At 66.0% G+C, this 19,063-nt stretch carries 17 protein-coding genes; 14 read left to right on the top strand and 3 right to left on the bottom strand.

Annotation, left to right across the window (positions count from 1 at the left end):
• Window positions 1-7 precede the first annotated feature (7 nt).
• Window positions 8-1,003 (top strand): HD domain-containing phosphohydrolase, encoded by a 996-nt coding sequence (locus tag CBW66_RS22420; protein WP_086139225.1) that lies wholly within the window; start codon window positions 8-10, stop codon window positions 1,001-1,003.
• A 26-nt stretch (window positions 1,004-1,029) separates the two neighbouring features.
• On the opposite strand, the gene CBW66_RS29505 is transcribed toward CBW66_RS22420, so the two are convergent.
• The 3 genes from CBW66_RS29505 to CBW66_RS22405 form a co-directional block, all read right to left on the bottom strand.
• On the bottom strand, window positions 1,030-1,674 hold the full coding sequence (locus CBW66_RS29505; RefSeq protein WP_230492124.1) for a hypothetical protein: 645 nt from the start codon (window positions 1,672-1,674) through the stop codon (window positions 1,030-1,032).
• Between the two features lie 123 nt (window positions 1,675-1,797).
• Window positions 1,798-3,681 carry a triacylglycerol lipase gene (locus tag CBW66_RS22410; RefSeq protein WP_086139224.1) on the bottom strand — a complete coding sequence of 628 codons (1,884 nt, stop codon included), beginning with the start codon at window positions 3,679-3,681 and terminating at the stop codon, window positions 1,798-1,800.
• A 1-nt stretch (window position 3,682) separates the two neighbouring features.
• Window positions 3,683-4,459 (bottom strand): YdiY family protein, encoded by a 777-nt coding sequence (locus CBW66_RS22405; RefSeq protein ID WP_086139223.1) that lies wholly within the window; start codon window positions 4,457-4,459, stop codon window positions 3,683-3,685.
• Between the two features lie 320 nt (window positions 4,460-4,779).
• On the opposite strand from CBW66_RS22405, the gene CBW66_RS22400 reads away from it, so the two are divergent.
• The 13 genes from CBW66_RS22400 to CBW66_RS22340 all read left to right on the top strand — a co-directional run bounded on the left by CBW66_RS22400 (window position 4,780) and on the right by CBW66_RS22340 (window position 19,063).
• Window positions 4,780-5,466 carry a winged helix-turn-helix domain-containing protein gene (locus CBW66_RS22400; protein ID WP_086139222.1) on the top strand — a complete coding sequence of 229 codons (687 nt, stop codon included), beginning with the start codon at window positions 4,780-4,782 and terminating at the stop codon, window positions 5,464-5,466.
• Window positions 5,459-6,811, top strand: coding sequence for a HAMP domain-containing sensor histidine kinase (locus CBW66_RS22395; protein ID WP_086139221.1), 1,353 nt, complete (start codon window positions 5,459-5,461; stop codon window positions 6,809-6,811). The genes CBW66_RS22400 and CBW66_RS22395 overlap by 8 nt, the downstream gene beginning before the upstream one ends.
• 94 nt (window positions 6,812-6,905) lie before the next feature.
• Window positions 6,906-7,808: a DUF535 family protein gene (locus CBW66_RS22390; RefSeq protein WP_086139220.1), complete on the top strand. Its 903-nt coding sequence runs from the start codon at window positions 6,906-6,908 to the stop codon at window positions 7,806-7,808.
• 112 nt (window positions 7,809-7,920) lie between these two features.
• Window positions 7,921-8,895: a porphobilinogen synthase gene (hemB, locus tag CBW66_RS22385; RefSeq protein ID WP_086139219.1), complete on the top strand. Its 975-nt coding sequence runs from the start codon at window positions 7,921-7,923 to the stop codon at window positions 8,893-8,895.
• A gap of 79 nt (window positions 8,896-8,974) precedes the next feature.
• Window positions 8,975-10,342: an MBL fold metallo-hydrolase gene (locus tag CBW66_RS22380; protein WP_086139218.1), complete on the top strand. Its 1,368-nt coding sequence runs from the start codon at window positions 8,975-8,977 to the stop codon at window positions 10,340-10,342.
• 34 nt (window positions 10,343-10,376) lie between these two features.
• Complete coding sequence (msrA, locus tag CBW66_RS22375; RefSeq protein WP_086139217.1) at window positions 10,377-10,886, top strand: peptide-methionine (S)-S-oxide reductase MsrA; 510 nt, start codon at window positions 10,377-10,379, stop codon at window positions 10,884-10,886.
• A gap of 10 nt (window positions 10,887-10,896) precedes the next feature.
• On the top strand, window positions 10,897-11,715 hold the full coding sequence (locus CBW66_RS22370) for a helix-turn-helix transcriptional regulator (RefSeq protein ID WP_086139216.1): 819 nt from the start codon (window positions 10,897-10,899) through the stop codon (window positions 11,713-11,715).
• Window positions 11,716-11,889: 174 nt separating this feature from the next.
• A complete protein-coding gene (locus CBW66_RS22365) occupies window positions 11,890-13,254 on the top strand; it encodes an MFS transporter (protein WP_170932949.1) in 1,365 nt (454 codons plus the stop codon).
• Between the two features lie 12 nt (window positions 13,255-13,266).
• Window positions 13,267-14,946: an FAD-dependent oxidoreductase gene (locus CBW66_RS22360; protein ID WP_086139215.1), complete on the top strand. Its 1,680-nt coding sequence runs from the start codon at window positions 13,267-13,269 to the stop codon at window positions 14,944-14,946.
• A gap of 12 nt (window positions 14,947-14,958) precedes the next feature.
• On the top strand, window positions 14,959-15,144 hold the full coding sequence (locus CBW66_RS22355; protein WP_071077132.1) for a DUF2783 domain-containing protein: 186 nt from the start codon (window positions 14,959-14,961) through the stop codon (window positions 15,142-15,144).
• Complete coding sequence (gene hmgA, locus CBW66_RS22350; RefSeq protein ID WP_086139214.1) at window positions 15,141-16,445, top strand: homogentisate 1,2-dioxygenase; 1,305 nt, start codon at window positions 15,141-15,143, stop codon at window positions 16,443-16,445. The genes CBW66_RS22355 and hmgA overlap by 4 nt, the downstream gene beginning before the upstream one ends.
• A gap of 228 nt (window positions 16,446-16,673) precedes the next feature.
• A complete protein-coding gene (locus CBW66_RS22345) occupies window positions 16,674-17,750 on the top strand; it encodes a sigma-54-dependent Fis family transcriptional regulator (protein WP_230492144.1) in 1,077 nt (358 codons plus the stop codon).
• 233 nt (window positions 17,751-17,983) lie between these two features.
• Window positions 17,984-19,063, top strand: a complete 1,080-nt coding sequence (locus CBW66_RS22340; RefSeq protein ID WP_086139212.1) for an LLM class flavin-dependent oxidoreductase — start codon at window positions 17,984-17,986, stop codon at window positions 19,061-19,063.

Raw genomic sequence — 19,063 nt, 5'->3', positions numbered from 1 at the left:
GCTAACGATGACCTTACAAGAAGACAAACCTATCCTGCTGCTGGTCGACGACGAAGCGACGAATCTGCAGGTGCTGCGCCAGATCCTGCAGGACGATTACCGCCTGCTGTACGCCAAGGATGGCGAGAAGGCGCTGGAACTGGCGCAGAACAACCCCGTTGAACTGATCCTGCTCGATATCATGATGCCGGCCATGACGGGCTATGAAGTCTGCCGCCGGCTGAAAGCCATGCCATCGACGGCCGCCATCCCCGTCATTTTCGTCACCGCGCTGTGCGACGTGAAGGACGAGGCGGACGGCTTCGACGCCGGCGCCGTCGACTACATCATCAAGCCGGTCAGCCCGCCCATCGTGCGCGCCCGCGTGCGCACGCATTTGTCTCTGGTGGCCGCCGAGGAATTGCGCCGTTCGCGCCTGCAGGTGATCCAGACGCTGGGCCAGGCGGCCGAATACAAGGACAACGAGACGGGCATGCACGTCATCCGCATGAGCTATTACGCGCGCCAGCTGGCGCTGGCGGCCGGCTACAGCGCGGCCAGGGCGGAAGATTTATTGAACGCGGCGCCCATGCACGACGTGGGCAAGATCGGCATCCCCGACGCCATCCTGCAAAAACCGGGCAAGCTCGATGTCGATGAATGGAATGTCATGCGCCGCCACGCGGAAATCGGCGCGGCCATTATCGGCGAGCATGCGGGCGGCCTCTTGAAAATGGCGCGCACCATCGCCCTGACGCACCATGAAAAATGGGATGGCAGCGGCTATCCGCAAGGCTTGAAGGGCGAGGACATCCCGCACGAAGGCCGCATCGTCGCCATCGCCGACGTCTTCGACGCGCTCACCAGCGAACGTCCGTACAAGCGCGCCTGGACGGTCGAAGAGGCCATCGCCGCCATGCAGCGCGACAGCGGCAGGCATTTCGATCCCGCGCTGCTGGCGCTGTTCATCGAGCAGTTGCCGGCCATGCTTGCGATCAAGGACAAGTGGCGCGAGCCGGCGTAGGGCGTTTCAGCTCAGGGCGGGGCATGTTAACCTACGATGTCAGCCATCCCTCCATGCTGCCACTTCGCCACCGCAAGCACCTTGCGCAATCTCTCGTTTGCCGGCAGATCCAGCAGCGCCTGCTGGCTGGGGTGGATCTCGGCCCGCGTTTCGAACGATTTGCCTGCAAGCAGCTCCGCTGGCGACAGTTCGTTGAATTCGTCAACACGGCTGACCCAGAAGGCGTGAATGTCACTGCTGGGCTGGCCGGCGAGGATGGCCAGCACGGGTGCGATCAGTTCCGGCACGGGCTGGACAAATTGCCAAGCCGGAAACTCCTTGCCGATACTGCGTCCTTTTGGCGTCACGCAATAGAACCGCTGGCTTTCCACCGCGCGATACAGCGATGCTTGCGACAGTTCCACCCATCCTTGCCCAATGACATCGGACACCTTGAGTTTTGACACGGGAAGCTGGAGCGGCGCGCGCGGCGGCGGGGCGCCCAGCGAGGCACGCGCTTGATGGAGCGCGCGCGTGGCCAGGTCGATCAGGCGCTGGCGCTCGGGCCCTTGCGCCAGGATGTCGAGCTGTGAGCTGACGAGCTGCGAGAATTGCTCCACCGCCCGAAGGTCGCTATCGGTGAATGCCTGCCGATCGGGCACCAAAGTGGCGGGATGCAGATGCACTGTCATGATGATTCCTTTGCAGTAGCGTACTAAAGAACATCATATACAAAATTCTCATGTTTCGCAACTTTATCACACGAGAAAATTGTCTTGTCCAGCACTCATCGATGAGGAAGAATGCCAAGTGCATCAGGGCAAGGTGTCAGGCAACCGCAAGATCCGCCGTATCTCCAGAATCGCCTGCGGGCTTTCCTGCACGCTGTGCCAGGACGGAATGACTTTTTCCGACTGGGCGCCGTCGAGGTGGGCGCTGGCATACGGCACCACGCCGTCGCTGGAGTCCGCCAGGGGCAGCTCCGGCGTGTCGTTGCCCATGATGGAGTAGTAGCGCACTTTCGGGCTGATGGGCAAGTCGGCCACCAGGCGCACGAACGGGTCCTTGTCGCTGAGGTTATCGATGCTGTTGGGGATGCGCAGCGGTTCGCTGCTGCCCGTGTCGAGCTGCGCCAGGCTGCCGGCCGCGTCGGACAGCTGGTCGAGCATGTTGATGGGCAGGGTCACCAGATTGGCGATCCAGCGCGCCACCTTGTGGTTGGCGAACGAGGTGCCGCGGTGCGGCGCGGCGATGAAGATGGCGCGGTTGACCTGCGGCATGGCCGTGAAATTGAGGTAGGGCGCCAGGCCGGCGCGCACTTTTTCCGCCTTCTTGCCCTTCAAATTGTATTCTTCCGTGATGGCATCGAGCAGGGTGTTGCTGGCGTCGGACACCATCAGGCGCGCCAGCACGCCGCCCATGCTGTGGCCGATCAAGACCATGTCGTTCGCGGCCATCGCCTTGCCAGCCGGGTCGAATTGCGCCAGTGTGGCGGCGAGCGCCTTGCGGATGGCCGCATTGTTGGCGGCCAGCGGCGCGTTGCTCGGGTAGTACACCTGCCAGATCTGGTAGCGGCGGCGCAGCTGTTCGTCGCCCATCAGTTCATTGGCCACATTGATCCACGCTTCCGGGCTGCTGGCCAGGCCGTGCAGCATGACGATGGTGCGCTTGTTCGGGTCGTAGGGCTGCATCAGGTGCACCTGCGGGCGCGAAATGCCGTCGGCGCGGCCGAACAGGGTGCGCAGCGCCTGCACGCCGAAGCCGGAACGGGCCAGCCACAGGCCATAGCCGGCCGTGAAATTGGCGGCCACGGGCAGTTCCTGGCCCGCCATGCGCGTCGATTCGCTGCGCGTCGGGTCGACCAGCATCACCAGCAGTTGCTGCGTGGCCAGTACTTCTTGCAGGCTGTTGCCGTCGAAGCGGATCAGCGCCGTGACGACGGGAAAACGCGTCTCCTGGTACGGCACATAGTCGCCTGTCGACGCCGGGGGCCTGGGCATGACGGCCACCAGGTCGGCGCCGAAGCCGTCGCGACGGTACACATTGCGCAGGCCGGAAAACGACAGCGAGGTGGCCGGCAGCAGTTCGTCGGGCAGGGTGCCGTCGTCGGGCAGGCGCAGGGCCGACAATTCGCTGTCGATCTGCCAGCCGGCCACGCGGATCACATTGCCGTCCGGCCGGTATTCGCCGTGGTGGCGGAACAGGTTGCCGACGGCTTTTTGCACGGCGTAGTTATAGTAATCGCGGATCTGCGTCTGGCGTTCCTCGAAGGCGCGCTGGCCCGGCGTGCGCGTCGTGTAGAACAGGTAGGCATACGCATAGCGGGCCGATTCCAGCCAGGCGGCCAGCAGTTCTGCGCTGGCGTGGCCGCCCTGTTTTTCTTCCGCCAGCGCCGTTTCCAGCCACAATTCGGACAGCGTCGCCAGGCGCTGCTCGTCGCTGAGCAGCTCGGAGCGGGCCAGGTCGGCGCGGCAGCTGCCCGTATTGGCTTCGCAGGCGGCGATGTCGCTGCCGATGATGCGCAGCACTTCGCTGGCCGAGGCGCTGAGTTTGCCCGTGGTGAGAATGTCGCCGCGCCGCTGCTGCAGGTAGTCGGCCGGAGAAATGGCGCTGACGGTGACGGCGGCGCAGCCGCTCAGCAGCGCCGCCGCGCACAGGAGGGCGCCCAGGCGCAGGCGCCGCGTCAGCGTGGCCCGCATCTCAGAACGAATAAACCAGGGTCAGCGAGGTTTGCGTATCCGTGTTCTTCTTGTCGTCCGGTACGCGCGTGTCGTTGCGGGCGCTGAAGGCGGCCTTCATCTGCATGGTGCCGTTGATCTTCGTGCTCAGGGCCGTCTCGGCGATCGAGTGGGTGTTCGAGGTGCCCCGTTCCACGCTGACCGTCTGCGTGAACATGGCCGACTGGCTGATCTTCCACTTCATCGCGGCCGCGCCGCGCACCGTCAGGCCGTGCTCCGATATGCCTTCGTCGTTGGTGCCGCTGAAATAGCCAGGACCGATTTCCACGTCGACGCTCTTGTCACTGGACTGGTACCAGCGCGAGCCGTGACCGACGGCCAGGGTCGAGTACTTGGTGTAGGCGCCGAACTTGTCGTTCACGTGCGAGGCCAGCACGAACAGTTTTTCATGGTCGGCCATCAGCTTGTAGGCGGCCTTGGCGGAGGCGGAAAAGCGTTCGGCCGAGCGTTCGCGGACCTTTTGTCCCTCGTCGTTCGTTGTCTCGTCTTCCTTGAAGTAGCCGCTGAAGATGTACTGGTTGCTCCAGTCATCGAGTTCCTGGCGCGCGTCGATCTTGCCCGTGACGGAGGTGCCGACCGTGTTGCCCGAGGTGGTGATGGCGCCCAGTTCGGCGGAAGTGCTCCAGCTGCCGATGGGGATTTCATCGAACAGCATGCTTTGCTTGGTGTCGGCGGCGGCGGCGCTGCCGCAAGTGATGGCCGTGGCCAGCGCCAGTGCGAGAGAGTGGGTCGATTTCATGGCTGTATTGGTCTGTGGCGCGCGCCAGGCGCGCCTGCTGTTCGTTGGTGGCATCGGTGTCGGTGCAGGCCGCGGCGATCCGCATGGCGCCTGAAAACAGGGCGCGCGGGCGCGGCCAAACATTGTCGAGGCTGTATTGTACCCGACCCTGTGATGGTTCGCCGCACGCGGCGGCGCGCCGCAGGCGGCATGGCCGCTGCAATCTTGCCAACTTGATAGCTGGCGCCAGCCGCCGGGCGGCATGCCTGCGCGGCGGGGCTGGCAAGTGGCGCGCGGCTGGCGTATGCTGCGCCTATTTGCTGCCTGATTAAGGAACTCCCGTGCGCTGCCTGGTCATCGAAGACGAAGCCGAAACTTCCCGCTATATCTGTGCCGGCCTGCGCGAGGCGGGCCACGACGTGACCGCTTGCGACAATGGCATCGACGGCATGCGCCTGGCCTGCGGCGAAGACTGGGATGCGCTGGTGCTCGACCGCCTGCTGCCCGGCGAAATCGACGGCCTGGCCATCGTCGCGCGCTTGCGCGGCATGGGCCGCAACACGCCCGTGCTGGTGCTGTCGGCCCTGTCCAGCGTCGACGAACGCGTGCGCGGCTTGCGCAGCGGCGGCGACGACTACCTGTCGAAGCCGTTCGCCATCGCCGAACTGCTGGCGCGCATCGAGGCGCTGCTGCGGCGCGCCGCGCCCGTGCCCGAATCGACGCAGCTGCAGGTGGCCGACCTGGTGCTCGATATGCGCACCATGCGCGTAACGCGCGCCAACCGGCAAATCGCGCTGCAGCCGCGCGAATTTCGCCTGCTCGAATACCTGATGCGTCATCAGGGCCAGTCCGTCACGCGCGCCATGCTGCTCGAAGCCGTGTGGGACTACCATTTCGACCCGCAGACCAACGTCATCGACGTGCAGGTGAGCCGTTTGCGCACCAAGGTGGACAAGGAATTTGCGCCGCCGCTGATCCACACGGTGCGCGGCGTCGGCTACACCCTGGGCGTGCTCGACGGTGCGTAAGCTGCACCGCTCGATCGCGGCCCGGTTGGCGCTCGGCTATGGCGTGCTGGTGGTCGTGTCGATCAGCATCGTCTGCGCCGTGTTCTATTTCGGCACCATCGGCGTGCTCGATCGCAGCGTGGACCGCAAGCTGGCCTTGCTTTCCGAGCGCCTCGCCGCGCTGTATGAGCAGGGCGGCAGCAGCCGCACGACGGCGGAAATCGCCCATCTGCTGACCGACCGCACCGACAGCGACACGGAGATTTTTTTGCTGGTCGATGCCGATGGCCGCCGGGTGGCGGGCAACCTGTCGTCCTGGCCCGACGTGGGCAGCCCCGTGGGCCGCCTGCTGCACCGCGACGTCACGCGCGAAGGGCGCCGGGTGCCCGCGCGCATGCTGATCCGCGACCTGGCGGGCGGCGCGCGCCTGTTCGTCGGGCGCGACATGGAGGAGGGCAGGTCGATCCGCACCCTGGTGCTGCGCTCGCTGGCCTATGGCGGCGGGGTGGCCATCGTGCTGGTGGCGGCGGGCGCCTGGCTGTTCCGCCGCCAGCTCGAGGCGCGCATCGGGCAAATCCGCCGCACGGCGGGCGAGATCGAGGCGGGCGACCTGAGCCGGCGCATTCCCGTGTCCAGCGAGGATGAATTCGGCTTGCTGAGCCGCGACATCAACCGCATGCTCGACCGCATCGAACACCTGATGGAAGGCGTGCGCCACGTGTCGAACGCCATCGCGCACGACTTGCGCACGCCGCTGGCGCGCATCCGCAACAAGCTCGATGGCGCCTTGCGCCAGCAGCAGGGCGTGGCCGGCTACGAAAGCGCGGCGCAGGCGGCCATCGACGACATCGACGACCTGACGCGCGTGTTCGACAAGCTGCTGCAGATCGCGGCGGCCGAATCGGGCATGCGCCCCGAGAATTTCGACGACATCGACCTGCACCGGATCGGCGCCGACATCGTGGAAATGTATGAAGCGACGGCCGACGAGCAGGGCGTGCTGCTGGTGCAGATGTATGGCGAGGCCGTGCCGGCGCGCGGCGACCGCAACCTGCTGGGCAGCGCGCTGGCCAGCCTGGTCGACAATGCCATCAAGTACGCGGGGCAGGGCGCCACGGTGGAAGTGTCGGCCGGCAGCGATGAGCAGGGCAGCTGGCTGGCCGTGCGCGACAACGGCCCCGGCGTGCCTGCCGAGGAATTGCCGAAACTGACGCAGCGTTTTTACCGGCTCGACAAGAGCCGCCATTTGCCCGGCAATGGCCTGGGCCTGTCCATCGTGGCGGCCATCGCGGCCCTGCATGGGGGCAGCCTGGAGATCGAGGACGCGGCGCCGGGCTTGCGTTTGCGGCTGAGCCTGCCGCACTAAGGTGGCAGGGCTGCACATTACCAACTTGTAACCCCCTTTGTTATAGCCTCCTCCTATCATCGGCCCTGTTTAGACCCGTCCCAGAGCCGTTCGCATGCCTACTTTTACCGCCACCGGCGACAACGCCGCGCCGCAGCAGCCGGCACTGCGCCAGCATGGCCACCATATCAAGGCCGCGCTGGGCGCCATCGTCTTTCCCCTGCAGCGCGCGCGCTGGCAAGCCTTTGTCGCTGGCACGCCTGGCCTGGCGGCGCTGGCGCACGCCCATCCCAGCCTGCTGTACAAGATTTATCGTCCCTACGCCAGCCGCCAGTTTGGCTGCGCGGCCAGGGTGGACCTGCTGTGCGGGCATTACCGCTTCCTGTGGCAGGCGGGAGCGCGGCCGCTGGTGGAATACGCGGCGCGCCGCGCGCTGGTGCTGGCCGCCATCGAGGGCAAGGATGGCGCCACCTACCGCCTGCAGCTGACGGCCATCCACGACAGCCACCGCGAGGGGGACCTATGCCTGCGCCTGACGCGCGACGGCGTATCGCTGTACCTGGCCAGTTTCCTGTTCTGTCCCCAGCCCGGCGGCGCCGTCATCCAGCTGGGCGCCTTGCAGGGACTGCGCTCGCAGGCGGGCGCGCAGGCGGTGAAGGACGCTACGCGGGCGCTGCACGGCTGCCGGCCGAAGAACCTGATGGTGGCCGCCTTGCGCGACCTGGGCGATTTTTTCGGCTGCGTCCACCTGGATCTGGTCAGCAACGCCAACCGCATCGCGCTGAACTGGCGCCGGCGCCGCCACATCTCGTGCGACTACGACCTGGCGTGGCGCGAACTGCATGCGCTGCCCACCAGCGACGGCAACTACCGCCTGCCATGCGGCCCTTGCCGGATGCCGGAGCTGGAGCTGGTGCCGTCGAAAAAGCGCGCCGATGCGCGCCGCCGCGGCGCCATGCTGGTGCAGCTGGCGGCGGACATGCGCTGGCAAGTGGCGGCCCTGTTGCAGCCGCAATGAAGGCGCGGGGCGTTTTTTTTTGACCTGCGCGGCTTTTTTGCCGGGCTGCCCGGCGCAAGCGGCGCGATCGGCGTATACTTGCTGGCGTTCTTAACCTGAAGCCAGTCACCCCATGCCAGCACAATTCCCCACTTCGCGCATGCGCCGCCTGCGCGCGACCCCGCAGCTGCGCGAGCTGTTCCGCGAAACCGAGATCAATCCGCGCGACCTGGTCCTGCCGATCTTCGTCGACGAAGGCAGCAGCGATTTCATCGACATCAAGTCCATGCCCGGCGTGCGCCGCATTCCCGAAGCGAAGCTGGCGCAGGAAGTCGAACGCTACGCGCGCGCCGGCCTGCGCTCCGTCATGACCTTCGGCATTTCGCACCACAAGGACAGCCACGGCACGGACACCCTGAACCCGGACGGCCTGGTGGCGCGCATGTCGCGCATCATCAAGGACGCCGTGCCGGAAATGGTGGTCATGTCCGACACTTGCTTCTGCGAATACACGGACCACGGCCATTGCGGCATCCTGCATGGCGACACGGTCGACAATGACAGCACGGTGCTGAATCTGGGCAAGCAGGCCGTCATCGCGGCCCAGGCGGGCGCCGACATCATCGCGCCATCGGCCGCCATGGATGGCCAGGTGGCGGCCATCCGCAGCGCGCTCGACTCTGCCGGCTTCCACGACACGCCCGTGATGGCCTATTCGACCAAGTTCGCCTCCGGCCTGTATGGCCCGTTCCGCGACGCGGCCGGCAGCACCCTGAAGGGCGACCGCAAGACCTACCAGATGGACCCGATGAACCGCCGCGAAGCGGTGCGCGAATCTCTTATCGACGAAGCCGAAGGCGCCGACGCGCTGATGGTGAAACCGGCCGGGGCGTATCTGGACATCATCCGCGACCTGCGCGAAGTTACGCGCCTGCCGATCGGCGCCTACCAGGTCAGCGGCGAATACGCGATGATCAAGTTCGCCGCCCAGGCGGGCGCCATCGACGAGCGCCGCGTGGTGCAGGAAACCCTGGGCGCCATCAAGCGCGCGGGCGCGGACATGATTTTTACGTATTTCGCGATGGATGTGCTGAATAATCCGTATTAAGTCGGTTAGGGCAGTGGCGTTCCAGTATGATGGCGCGCTGCCCAATCCGAAGCCGCGATTTGTCGCTTTGTCGTCTCTTATGCCCCTGAAAATCTCCCGCATCCTGCACGCCGGCTATGTCTTCGAATGCGAAGGCACGGCCATCGCCTTCGACCCCATCGTTGAAAATCCGTTCAGCCGCAACTGCCACGCCTTTCCTTCCGTGCGCTTCGACCTCGATGCCGTGCGCCGGCTGCGCTGGGATGCCGTCTTCATTTCGCACTTCCACGACGACCACTGCTCGCTCGACAGCCTCGATGTGCTCGACCGCGCCACGCCCATCTATCTGTACTGCGTCTTCGACGAACTGTTCGCGATGATCCGCGCGCTCGGTTTTACGCAGGTGGAGCGGCTGCACGTGGACGTGCCGGTGCAGGTGGGCGCCATCGAAGTGATCCCGCGCCGGGCGCTGGACGACGACGTCGACTCGCTGTTCCAGGTGCGCGCGGCCGGCTTGAATGTGCTCAACGTCGTCGATTCGTGGATCGGCCCCGAAACGCTCGAACAGCTGGCCGCGTTCGCGCCCTGGGACATGGTCTTGTGGCCGTTCCAGACCATGCGCGAGATCGCCGTCATCGCGCCGTCGCTGGCGGCGCAGGGCCCGGTCGAGCTTCCCGACGACTGGGTGCCGCAGCTGCGCGCGCTGGCGCCCCGTTACCTCGTGCCCAGTTCCTGCCAGTTCGTGCAGGAAGACTGGTCGTGGTACAACCACGCGATGTTCCCGATTACTTACCGCCGCTTTGCCGATGAAATCGGCGCCGCGCTGCCCGGGACGCATATTTTCCGTCTCGACCCGTCGACGGCCGTGCTGCTCGACGCCCACGGCGTGAGCAGCGCCGACCCCTTGCCCTGGGTACTGCCTGTGGGGCCGCAGGACGTGGATTTCGACTACCGCCCCGAGGCGCTTGCGCCCGCCACGGCGGACATCGCCCGGCGTTTCGCCCCCTTGAACGCCGCCGATACGGCGCTGGTGCTTGATTTCTGCCAGAACGGTTTACTTGAACGCTACCGCGACATGGAGCTGCCCGATGACAGCTACTTCCAGCAACCGCGCCTGTGGCGCTTGTCGCTGTACGGCCATGACGGCGCCGCCACGGTCCTGCATTACCGCACGCAGGGCGACTTGATCGACCTCGTGCCCGCCACCGGCGAGGCGCCCGGCTGGACGACGGAAGTGCCGCTGGTGAAATGCCATGCGGCGCTGGTGCTGGGCGAATCGCTGACGTCGATGTACATGCGCATCAACGATGGACCTTTCGATGCGGCCACGCGGGCCGCACTGGAGGAGGCCGACATCGTCGACGACCCGCTGATCCGCTGCCTGTTCAACGACGCCATCGGCGCCTACCAGGCGGCGCAACTCAAGCGCCTGCGGGCGCGCCCTGAAGGAATTGGCGCGACGCGGTAAGATGGTGGCTTCTGACTAGAACGGGAAAGACACCATGGCACAAGACAATGAAACCGCGATCCTGGCCGGCGGCTGCTTCTGGGGCGTGCAAGACCTGCTGCGCCGCTATCCGGGCGTGCTCGCCACGCGCGTGGGCTACAGCGGCGGCGACGTGGCCAACGCCACCTACCGCAACCACGGCACGCATGCGGAAGCGATCGAGATCATCTTCGACCCAAAGGTCATCAGCTACCGCAAGATCCTGGAATTCTTCTTCCAGATCCACGATCCCAGCACGGAAAACCGCCAGGGCAACGACCGCGGCACGAGCTACCGTTCGGCCATCTTCTACACGAACGACGCGCAAAAGCGCGTGGCCGAAGAGACCATCCGCGACGTCGACGCGTCCGGCCTGTGGCCCGGCAAGGTGGTGACGGAAGTGGCTCCGGCCGGCCCGTTCTGGGAAGCGGAGCCGGAGCACCAGGATTATCTGCAGCGCTTGCCGCACGGCTACACCTGCCATTACATCCGGCCGGACTGGGTCTTGCCGCAGCGCGCGCAGTAAAGAGCTCGGCATGCGTTACTGGCGCGTGGAGCGGCGGCAGGCGGAAGGGCAGCTGGACTTCGGGCGTACCCTGGAGCTGATGGCTGCCATCGGCCATGCCGACGTGAATGCCGTCGCCGGGGCCATCCTGAAGACGGTCAGCACGGTCGCGCCCATTGCCCAGTGCACGATCTTTGCCTATGAATTCGGCAACCGCCCCCGGACGGTGGCTGTGGCCGACCGGCGCGGCGGACGCTTCCTGCAAGATATCGCGGACAGCTACGCGCGCCACTACTATGCGCTCGATGGCAACCAGCGCGTGATCGCGCCGGCGCCGGGGCGGAAGATCGATCCCTCCATCGTGCTGCACCAGCAAGCCAGCGACGAGATCGACCACCCCGGCTACCGCGCTGCCTGCTATCAGAAACCGAATGTCTCGGACCGGCTATCGCTGCTGCTGCAGCCGGCCGGCGATATCTGGCTGTCCGTCAATTTCTACCGCGACAGCAGCCAGGGGCAGTTCCTGCCCGGCGAAGTGGCGGGCATCGAGACCCTGTCGCCGCTGTTCGCCCATGCCGTCAAGCATCACTACAGCTTGAATGGCCAGGCCGCGCAAGGCGTCGCGCCGATGATGCTGGCAAGGTTGCGCCAACATTGTCCCGCCCTGAGCAAGCGCGAACTGGACGTGCTGCGCTGCGTGCTCGAAGGCCTCACGGCCGCCGAGATCGCCGACATCATGGGCGTGCAACCGTCCAGCGTGACGACGTACCAGAAACGCGCCTACAAGCGCCTGGGCATTTCCAGCCAGCGCCAGCTGTTTGCGCTGTGCATGGGGCCGGCGCCTGTCTAGTCCCTTGGACGTAGGGACGGCTCCGCCTTTTTGACGGTTTTGCCCCTGAAATGTCCCCAAAATGGGGACAGCCGCCGGCATCGTCGTCTGCATACTGTGTTTCAAGCCGGAGCATCCGGCCGCTCTCACCCAATAAAAACCACAAGGGGAGGGCGACACTTTATGGAGACCAGCATGACCATCGCCCAAGCGGCCACCCCCGCTACGCCCCTTAGTTCCGCGCCCGTCCCCGACGCGGCCACCCATCAGCTGGAACAGCAGGTGATGCGCAAGGTATCGCGCCACCTGCTGGGTTTTCTATTCCTGCTGTTCGTGTTTTCCTTTCTTGACCGCATCAACATCGGCTTTGCCGGCCTGACCATGATGCAAGACCTGGGCCTGTCCGGCACCCAGTTCGGCTTTGCCACCACGCTGTTCTACATCGCCTATATCGCTTGCAGCATCCCCAGCAATATCGTGCTGGCGCGCATCGGCGCGCGCAAGTGGATCGGCAGCATGATGATCGCGTGGGGCCTGGCCTCGACGGCGACCCTGTTCGCCAGCGGTCCGGCCAGCCTGTATGCGCTGCGCTTTTTAGTGGGCGTGACGGAGGCGGGCTTCCTGCCCGGCATGCTGCTGTACCTGACGTACTGGTTTCCCAGCGCCTACCGGGCACGCGCCAATGCCCTGTTCATGATCGCCATGCCCGTCACGGCCGCCATCGGTTCGGCCCTGTCGGGCCTGATCCTGGGACTGGACGGCCAATGGGGCCTGACGGGCTGGCAATGGCTGTTCTTGCTCGAAGGCATGCCGTCCGTGCTGCTGGGCCTGGCGGTGTATGGCTACCTCGATGACTCGCCCAACAAGGCAAACTGGCTGGGCAAGCTGGAACAGCAGGTGCTGGCGCGCATGCTGGCGGCCGAGCACAAGCCGGCCGTAGTGCACATCGGGCAGCAACAGAAAACCTCGGTGCTGGCGGAAATGCTGTCGCCCACGGTATTGAAATTCGGCATCGCCTATTTCTGCCTGGTCAACACCCTGGCGATGGTGGCCGTGTGGACGCCGCTGATCGTGAAAAGTTTTAGTGGCAACGCCAGTAACACGCAAATCGGTCTGCTGGCGGCGATACCGCAGGTGTGCACCGTCATCGGCATGATCGTCTGGGGCCGCCGCTCGGACCGCCTGCAGGAGCGCCGCTGGCATATCGTCTGGCCCATGCTGCTGTCGGCCGGCGGCTGGCTGTTGACCGCGTACTCGGGCAACCCCGTGCTGCAACTGCTGGGCGTGTGCATGGCTTCGACGGGCGCCTACACGGCCATGTCCGTCTTCTGGACCACGCCGGACCGGGCCCTGAGCCTGGGGGCGCGCGCCATCGGCATCGCCGTCATCAATGCCACGGGCAATATCGGCTCGGCCCTGAACCCCGTCGTCGTGGGCTGGCTGAAGGATTTCACGCACAGCTTTGCCACGGGCTTGCTGTACGCGAGCGTGCTGCTGGTGGCCGGCGCGGCCATCGTGCTGACCCTGCCCATCGCGCGCGGCGGCAAAACACATTCTTGAAAGGACACCATCATGCGCGACACGTTTCACCCTTATCCCCATGTGCCGAAGGTGTATCCGCCCGGCAAGGCTGTTGGCGCCGGCACGCAGCATGTGCCCGTCCTGATCGTCGGCGGCGGCCCCGTGGGCCTGGCAACGGCGCTGGGCCTGGCGCGCCACGGCGTGCGCTCCGTGCTGGTCGAGGCGGACGATGGCGTCTGCACGGGCAGCCGCGCCATCTGCATCTCGCGGCGCAGCCTGGAAATCATCGAACGCCTGGGCGCGCTCGACGGTTTTATCAGCAAAGGCTTGCCGTGGGCGGGCGGACGCAGCTTTTACCGCGACGAGGAAGTACTGCACTTCACGATGCCGCAGGATGCCAAGCAGAAGCTGCCGCCCATGGTCAACCTGGCGCAATACCATATCGAGCAATTCCTGCTCGATGCGGCCGAACGCCTGCTGGAACTGATCGATATCCGCTGGCAAACCCGGGTCACGGGCGTGCAGCAGCGCGCCGACGGCGCCACCGTCACGGTGGCCACGCCGGATGACACTTACCGGATCGACACGGACTGGCTGGTGGCGGCCGATGGCGGGCGCAGCGCCGTGCGCGAGGCGCTGGGCTTGAAATTGCAGGGCACCAGCTATGAAGGGCGCTATGTGATCGTCGACATCCACCTGAAGAGCGAGCGCCCGACGGAGCGCCTTGCGTATTTTGACCCGCCGTCGAACCCGGGTTCGACCGTGCTGGTGCACAAGCAGCCCGACGATATCTGGCGCATCGATTACCAGTTGCGCGACGACGAGGATGCGCAATCGGCCGTGCTGCTGGAAAACGTGGCGCCGCGCGTCGACAGCCTGCTGGCCATGATGGGGGAAACGGCCCCCTGGCATCCCGTGTGGATCACCATTTATAAAGCGAATGCCCTGACCCTGGACAAATACCGGCATGGCCGCGTGCTGTTCGCCGGCGATGCGGCCCACCTGGTGCCCATCTTCGGCGTGCGCGGGGCCAATTCCGGCATCGACGACGCCGACAATCTGGCCTGGAAGCTCGCCTATGTCGTCAAGGGGCAGGCGCCGCATGCCTTGCTCGACAGCTATTCGGACGAGCGCGTGTTCGCCGCCCGTGAAAACCTGCGTCACGGCACGAAAAGCACGGAATTCATGGCGCCGCCCACGTTCGCCTTCGAGCTGATGCGCACGGCCGTGCTGGGCCTGGCAGGCAAGCATGCGCATGTGCGCTCGCTGATCAACCCGCGCCAGACCAGCGCCATCGCGTATGCCCAGTCGGCCTTGAATGCGGCCGATGGCGACACGTTCGCCGCCGGTCCCGCGCCCGGCACGGTCTTGCCCGAATGTCCGCTGGCGCTGGCGCACGACGGCGCGCAAAAAGCGCGGTATATTACCGATTTGCTCAAGCGCGACGATAGCCATTTCACGGGGCTGTACTTCAGCGAGGATGGCGCCGTGCCCGCGGAACTGCTGGCGCTGGGCGACACCTTGCCCTTGAGCACCGTGGCGATTTCCCGCAGCGGCGCGCAAGGGAGCGCCTGGGACCACACGGCGCAGGTATGCTCGCTGTTCGACGCGCAGCCAGGCACGTTTTATCTCGTGCGTCCGGATGGCCACGTGCTGGGCCGCTGGCGGCAAGTGCGGGCGGGGCAGGTGGCGGCAGCGTTGGCGCAAGCCGGCATCGTCCAATCACAGTAACAAGGAGAGAATATGACCGACATCGAACTGGACAATCTTTATACCGAGCTGTGCCACACCATGGGCGGCCTGGGCGAACAGCGCTCGCCCTTGTTCCTGGCCCGCTTCGCCTTGCTGGCCATGGGCGCCATCGGCAAGGCCGACGTGGTGCAGGGCTTGCTGCGCGACGCGGCCGACGGCCTGGCGGAGAACGCATGATAGGCGCCGGCTACCAAAGCGGCTTCGGCAACGAATTTGCCACGGAAGCCATCGCCGGCGCCTTGCCGCAAGGGCAGAATTCGCCGCAGCGCTCGCCCCTGGGCCTGTACGCGGAGCAGCTGTCGGGCACGGCCTTCACGGCGCCGCGCGCGCAGAACCGCCGCTCCTGGCTGTACCGCATCCGTCCCGCCAGCCAGCATCCACCGTTTACCCTTGCTGAAAACACCCGCATCGTCAGCGATTTCCACGCCATGCCGCCCACGCCGCCGAACCAGCTGCGCTGGGACCCGCTGCCGCTGCCCGATGCCGGCACGCCGGTGGACTTCATCGACGGCTGGCAAACGATGGCGGGAAACGGCAGCGCCGAAGCGATGAGCGGCTGCGCCATCCACGTGTATGCGGCCAACCGCTCCATGCAGCGCTTCTTTTATTCGGCCGACGGCGAATTGCTGGTCGTGCCGCAGGAAGGGCGGCTGGCCATTGCCACGGAACTGGGGCTGGTCGAGCTCGAGCCGCAGGAAATCGCCGTGATTCCCCGCGGCGTGCGCTTCCGCGTCACCCTGCCGGACGGCAAGGCGCGCGGCTATGTCTGCGAAAACTTCGGCACGGCATTCCGCCTGCCCGACATGGGGCCCATCGGTTCGAATGGCCTGGCCAACAGCCGCGATTTCCTCACGCCGCACGCGGCCTACGAGGATATCGAGGGCGATTGCGAACTGCTGGCCAAGTTCGGCGGTCATCTGTGGCGCACCACCCTCGACCATTCGCCGCTGGACGTGGTGGCCTGGCATGGCAATTACGCGCCGTACAAATACGATTTGCGCCGCTTTAATGTCATCGGCTCGATCAGCTACGACCATCCGGACCCGTCGATCTTCCTCGTGCTGCAGGCGCCGAGCGAAAATCCGCTGTTCGGCGCCATCGACTTCGCCATTTTCCCGCCCCGCTGGCTGGCTGCCGAACACACGTTCCGGCCGCCCTGGTTCCACCGCAACGTGGCCAGCGAATTCATGGGCTTGATCCACGGCGTGTACGACGCCAAGGCGGCCGGTTTCGTGCCGGGCGGCGCCAGCCTGCACAATTGCATGTCCGGCCACGGCCCCGATGCGCAGACCTTCGAAAAAGCCTCGCATAGCGACACGTCCACGCCCGCGAAGGTGGCCGACACGATGGCCTTCATGTTCGAGACGCGCACCATCCTCAAGCCCACGCCGTTCGCGCTGGACGGCGGCCTGCTGCAACCCGATTATTTCGAATGCTGGCAAGGCTTGCGCAAGCATTTCGATCCGGACCAGGCTTAGTCAAACGCTGGTCACGCAGTCCGCGCCAGCGCTCCGCATATGCAAAATCCGGATAAGCTAGCGCGGCACCATTCGTTCACGCCGGCAGATGGCGCGCGGTATAGTCGGTCCATGGAACTCTTAGCCCACAACTTCAGCAGCGATTTCGCGCGCAGCGCCCACCTTGCCCGCGGCGCCGGCGATGACGGCGACAGCGAGGCGCTGGTCGCCTTCCGCGACCCGCAGCAAATGAGCTTGCTGGTGCGCGCCACGGCCTTTGTCTTTGCCGACCCCCGTTCGCGCCAGTTGCATGAACTGATCGAACGCATCGCCCCCAGCGAGGCGACCGTGCTGATCACGGGCGAGACGGGAACGGGAAAAGAGCTGATCGCGCGCCACGTGCACGGCTTGAGCGGGCGCGCCGAGCAGACCTTTGTGGCGATCAACTGCGGCGCGTTTTCCGAAACCCTCGTCGAGAGCGAACTGTTTGGCTATGAAAAAGGCGCGTTTACGGGCGCGCAGCAGGGCAAGCCGGGCTGGTTCGAGACGGCCAGCGGCGGCACCCTGTTCCTCGATGAAATCGGCGACTTGCCGCTGGCGATGCAGGTCAAGCTGCTGCGCGTGCTGCAGGAGCGCGAAGTGGTGCGCCTGGGCGCGCGGCGCGCCATCCCCATCGACGTACGCCTGATCGCCGCCACGAATGTCGACCTGGCCGAAGCCGTGCGGGCCGGGCGCTTCCGCGAAGACCTGTATTACCGTCTGCAGGTGATCGGCCTGCCGCTGCGCCCCCTGCGCGAACGCCCGGGCGACATCATGCCGCTGACGCGCCACTTCATGGCCATCTATGCGCAGCGCCTGCACCTGGGCGAGGTGGAGCTGGACCTCGATGCGCAGCAGGCCTTGCTCGCTTATCCATGGCCGGGCAATATCCGCGAACTGGAAAACGTCATCCACCGGGCGCTGCTCGTCTGCCGCAGCGGCGTGGTGCGGGCCGACGACCTGAGTTTGTCTGGCTGGCACCGCGCTCCGGCGCCGGTATCCACCCCTGTGCCCGTGCCGGACGCCTGGGCCGGCGGCGCCGACATCGCCTACGCGGCCCACGGCACGGCCGGCCAGGACGATTTATTGGCCGCCGAGCGCTTTGCCCGCGCCTGGCAAGCCTTGCTCGACTCGGGCGAGGCCGTGGAATTCGAAGCGATGCAGCAGGAACTGGTGCGCGCCGCGTGGGAGCGCAATGAGCGCAACCAGGTACGCACGGCGAAACACCTGAACCTGAGCCGCAACATCCTGCGCACCTTTTTGAAAAAGGCGGGCGCCATCGATTAGTCCTGCATCTTCAATCCTGAAGCCGGACCCGCAGCGCTGCGGCTCCGGCTTTTTTCATGGCTGCTGCGCGCGCAGCACATTGCTGCGATGGGTGCAGCCGCTTGCTGCGCAAGCAGCAGCTTCGGACGTCGATGGGGCTCCAGCGCATGGCATGCTTTCTGCGAGGAGGGAAGGGCAGGCCGCCGCGCCAATGTGCAGCGGTGTTTTCTTCGACCCACGACAGGAGTCCATGCATGACCATTGAATTCATCTGGCAATTGCCCACCAGCGGCGACGGCCGTTACGCGGCGCCCGGCGTCACGCGCCGGGGCGAGCGAAACGCCGGCGCCCCCAGTCCCCTGCAGGCGGGCGTGAGCGACCCGCGCGGCGCGCGTCCGCCATTCAATTATTTCGACTACCTGCACCAGATCGCCCGCGCGGCCGACCTGTCCGGCTTCGACGGCATTCAGATACACCACGATACGCAGGGCGATGAAAGCTGGATCGTCGCCGGCTACCTGGCCCGCGGCACGCGGTACCTGAAACTGATCGCCGAATTCGACGCCGCCTGGGGTTCGGCCGTGTACGCGGCGAAGAACGCCGTCAGCTTCCAGCGCTTCACGGGCGGACGCTTCGCGTGGCAGATCGGGCAGGGCGGCGATGCGGCCGCGCGCCGGCGCCAGGGCGATGCGGCGCCGGACGCCGATATCCTGCCCCGCATCGATGAATTCATCACGGTGGCGCGCGGCGTGCAGAACGCGTCGCCGTTCAGCTTCAAGGGCAAGTTTTTCGAAGTGCAGGACGGCGGCTTCAAGGGGCCGCTGGCGAACCATCGTGTCAACAGCATCTATCTGACCGGCGATACCGCCGAAGCGCTGGCCCTGTCGGCGCGCCAGGCCGACGTGCACGTGTTCGACGCGGCACCCGTGGCGGATTTGCGGCCCGCCATCGACAGCCTGCAAACGCAGGCGCGCCAGCTGGGCCGCGCCGTGGCGGCGGGCCTGCGCATCGACGTACTGGCCCGTGAAACGCTCGACGAAGCCTTGCGCGACGCTCGCCGTTACCGCAGCGGGGCGGGGCTACCCGACGAATTGCCGTCCGACGGCAGCACTGCCGCGTTCTGGCCCGGCTTTGCGCAAGCGCAGACGGGCGCCCACGGCGCCCTGGTCGGCAGCCATGCGCAGGTGGCCGCCGCGCTCGAAGCGTACGCGCAGGCGGGCGTGTCGAGCTTCGTGCTGGCGGCCATCCCCCATTTCGAGGAAGCCTACCGCATCGGCGAGCACGTGCTGCCTTGCGTGCGGGCAGCGTTGAGCGCCCAGCTGCAAGCGGCCTGA

It is taken from the genome of Janthinobacterium sp. GW456P (genome assembly GCF_002127655.1).
Taxonomy (GTDB): Bacteria; Pseudomonadota; Gammaproteobacteria; order Burkholderiales; family Burkholderiaceae_D; genus Janthinobacterium.
This window is presented reverse-complemented; position numbering and strand designations above follow the sequence as displayed.

Excerpts from the sequence above, each read along its gene's own strand:
- CBW66_RS22420 (WP_086139225.1), top strand. The coding sequence starts at position 8 with ATGACCTTACAAGAAGACAAACCTATCCTGCTGCTGGTCGACGACGAA.
- CBW66_RS29505 (WP_230492124.1), bottom strand. The coding sequence starts at position 1,674 with ATGACAGTGCATCTGCATCCCGCCACTTTGGTGCCCGATCGGCAGGCA.
- CBW66_RS22410 (WP_086139224.1), bottom strand. The coding sequence starts at position 3,681 with ATGCGGGCCACGCTGACGCGGCGCCTGCGCCTGGGCGCCCTCCTGTGC.
- CBW66_RS22405 (WP_086139223.1), bottom strand. The coding sequence starts at position 4,459 with ATGAAATCGACCCACTCTCTCGCACTGGCGCTGGCCACGGCCATCACT.
- CBW66_RS22390 (WP_086139220.1), top strand. The coding sequence starts at position 6,906 with ATGCCTACTTTTACCGCCACCGGCGACAACGCCGCGCCGCAGCAGCCG.
- hemB (WP_086139219.1), top strand. The coding sequence starts at position 7,921 with ATGCCAGCACAATTCCCCACTTCGCGCATGCGCCGCCTGCGCGCGACC.
- CBW66_RS22380 (WP_086139218.1), top strand. The coding sequence starts at position 8,975 with ATGCCCCTGAAAATCTCCCGCATCCTGCACGCCGGCTATGTCTTCGAA.
- msrA (WP_086139217.1), top strand. The coding sequence starts at position 10,377 with ATGGCACAAGACAATGAAACCGCGATCCTGGCCGGCGGCTGCTTCTGG.
- CBW66_RS22370 (WP_086139216.1), top strand. The coding sequence starts at position 10,897 with ATGCGTTACTGGCGCGTGGAGCGGCGGCAGGCGGAAGGGCAGCTGGAC.
- CBW66_RS22365 (WP_170932949.1), top strand. The coding sequence starts at position 11,890 with ATGACCATCGCCCAAGCGGCCACCCCCGCTACGCCCCTTAGTTCCGCG.
- CBW66_RS22360 (WP_086139215.1), top strand. The coding sequence starts at position 13,267 with ATGCGCGACACGTTTCACCCTTATCCCCATGTGCCGAAGGTGTATCCG.
- CBW66_RS22355 (WP_071077132.1), top strand. The coding sequence starts at position 14,959 with ATGACCGACATCGAACTGGACAATCTTTATACCGAGCTGTGCCACACC.
- hmgA (WP_086139214.1), top strand. The coding sequence starts at position 15,141 with ATGATAGGCGCCGGCTACCAAAGCGGCTTCGGCAACGAATTTGCCACG.
- CBW66_RS22345 (WP_230492144.1), top strand. The coding sequence starts at position 16,674 with ATGAGCTTGCTGGTGCGCGCCACGGCCTTTGTCTTTGCCGACCCCCGT.
- CBW66_RS22340 (WP_086139212.1), top strand. The coding sequence starts at position 17,984 with ATGACCATTGAATTCATCTGGCAATTGCCCACCAGCGGCGACGGCCGT.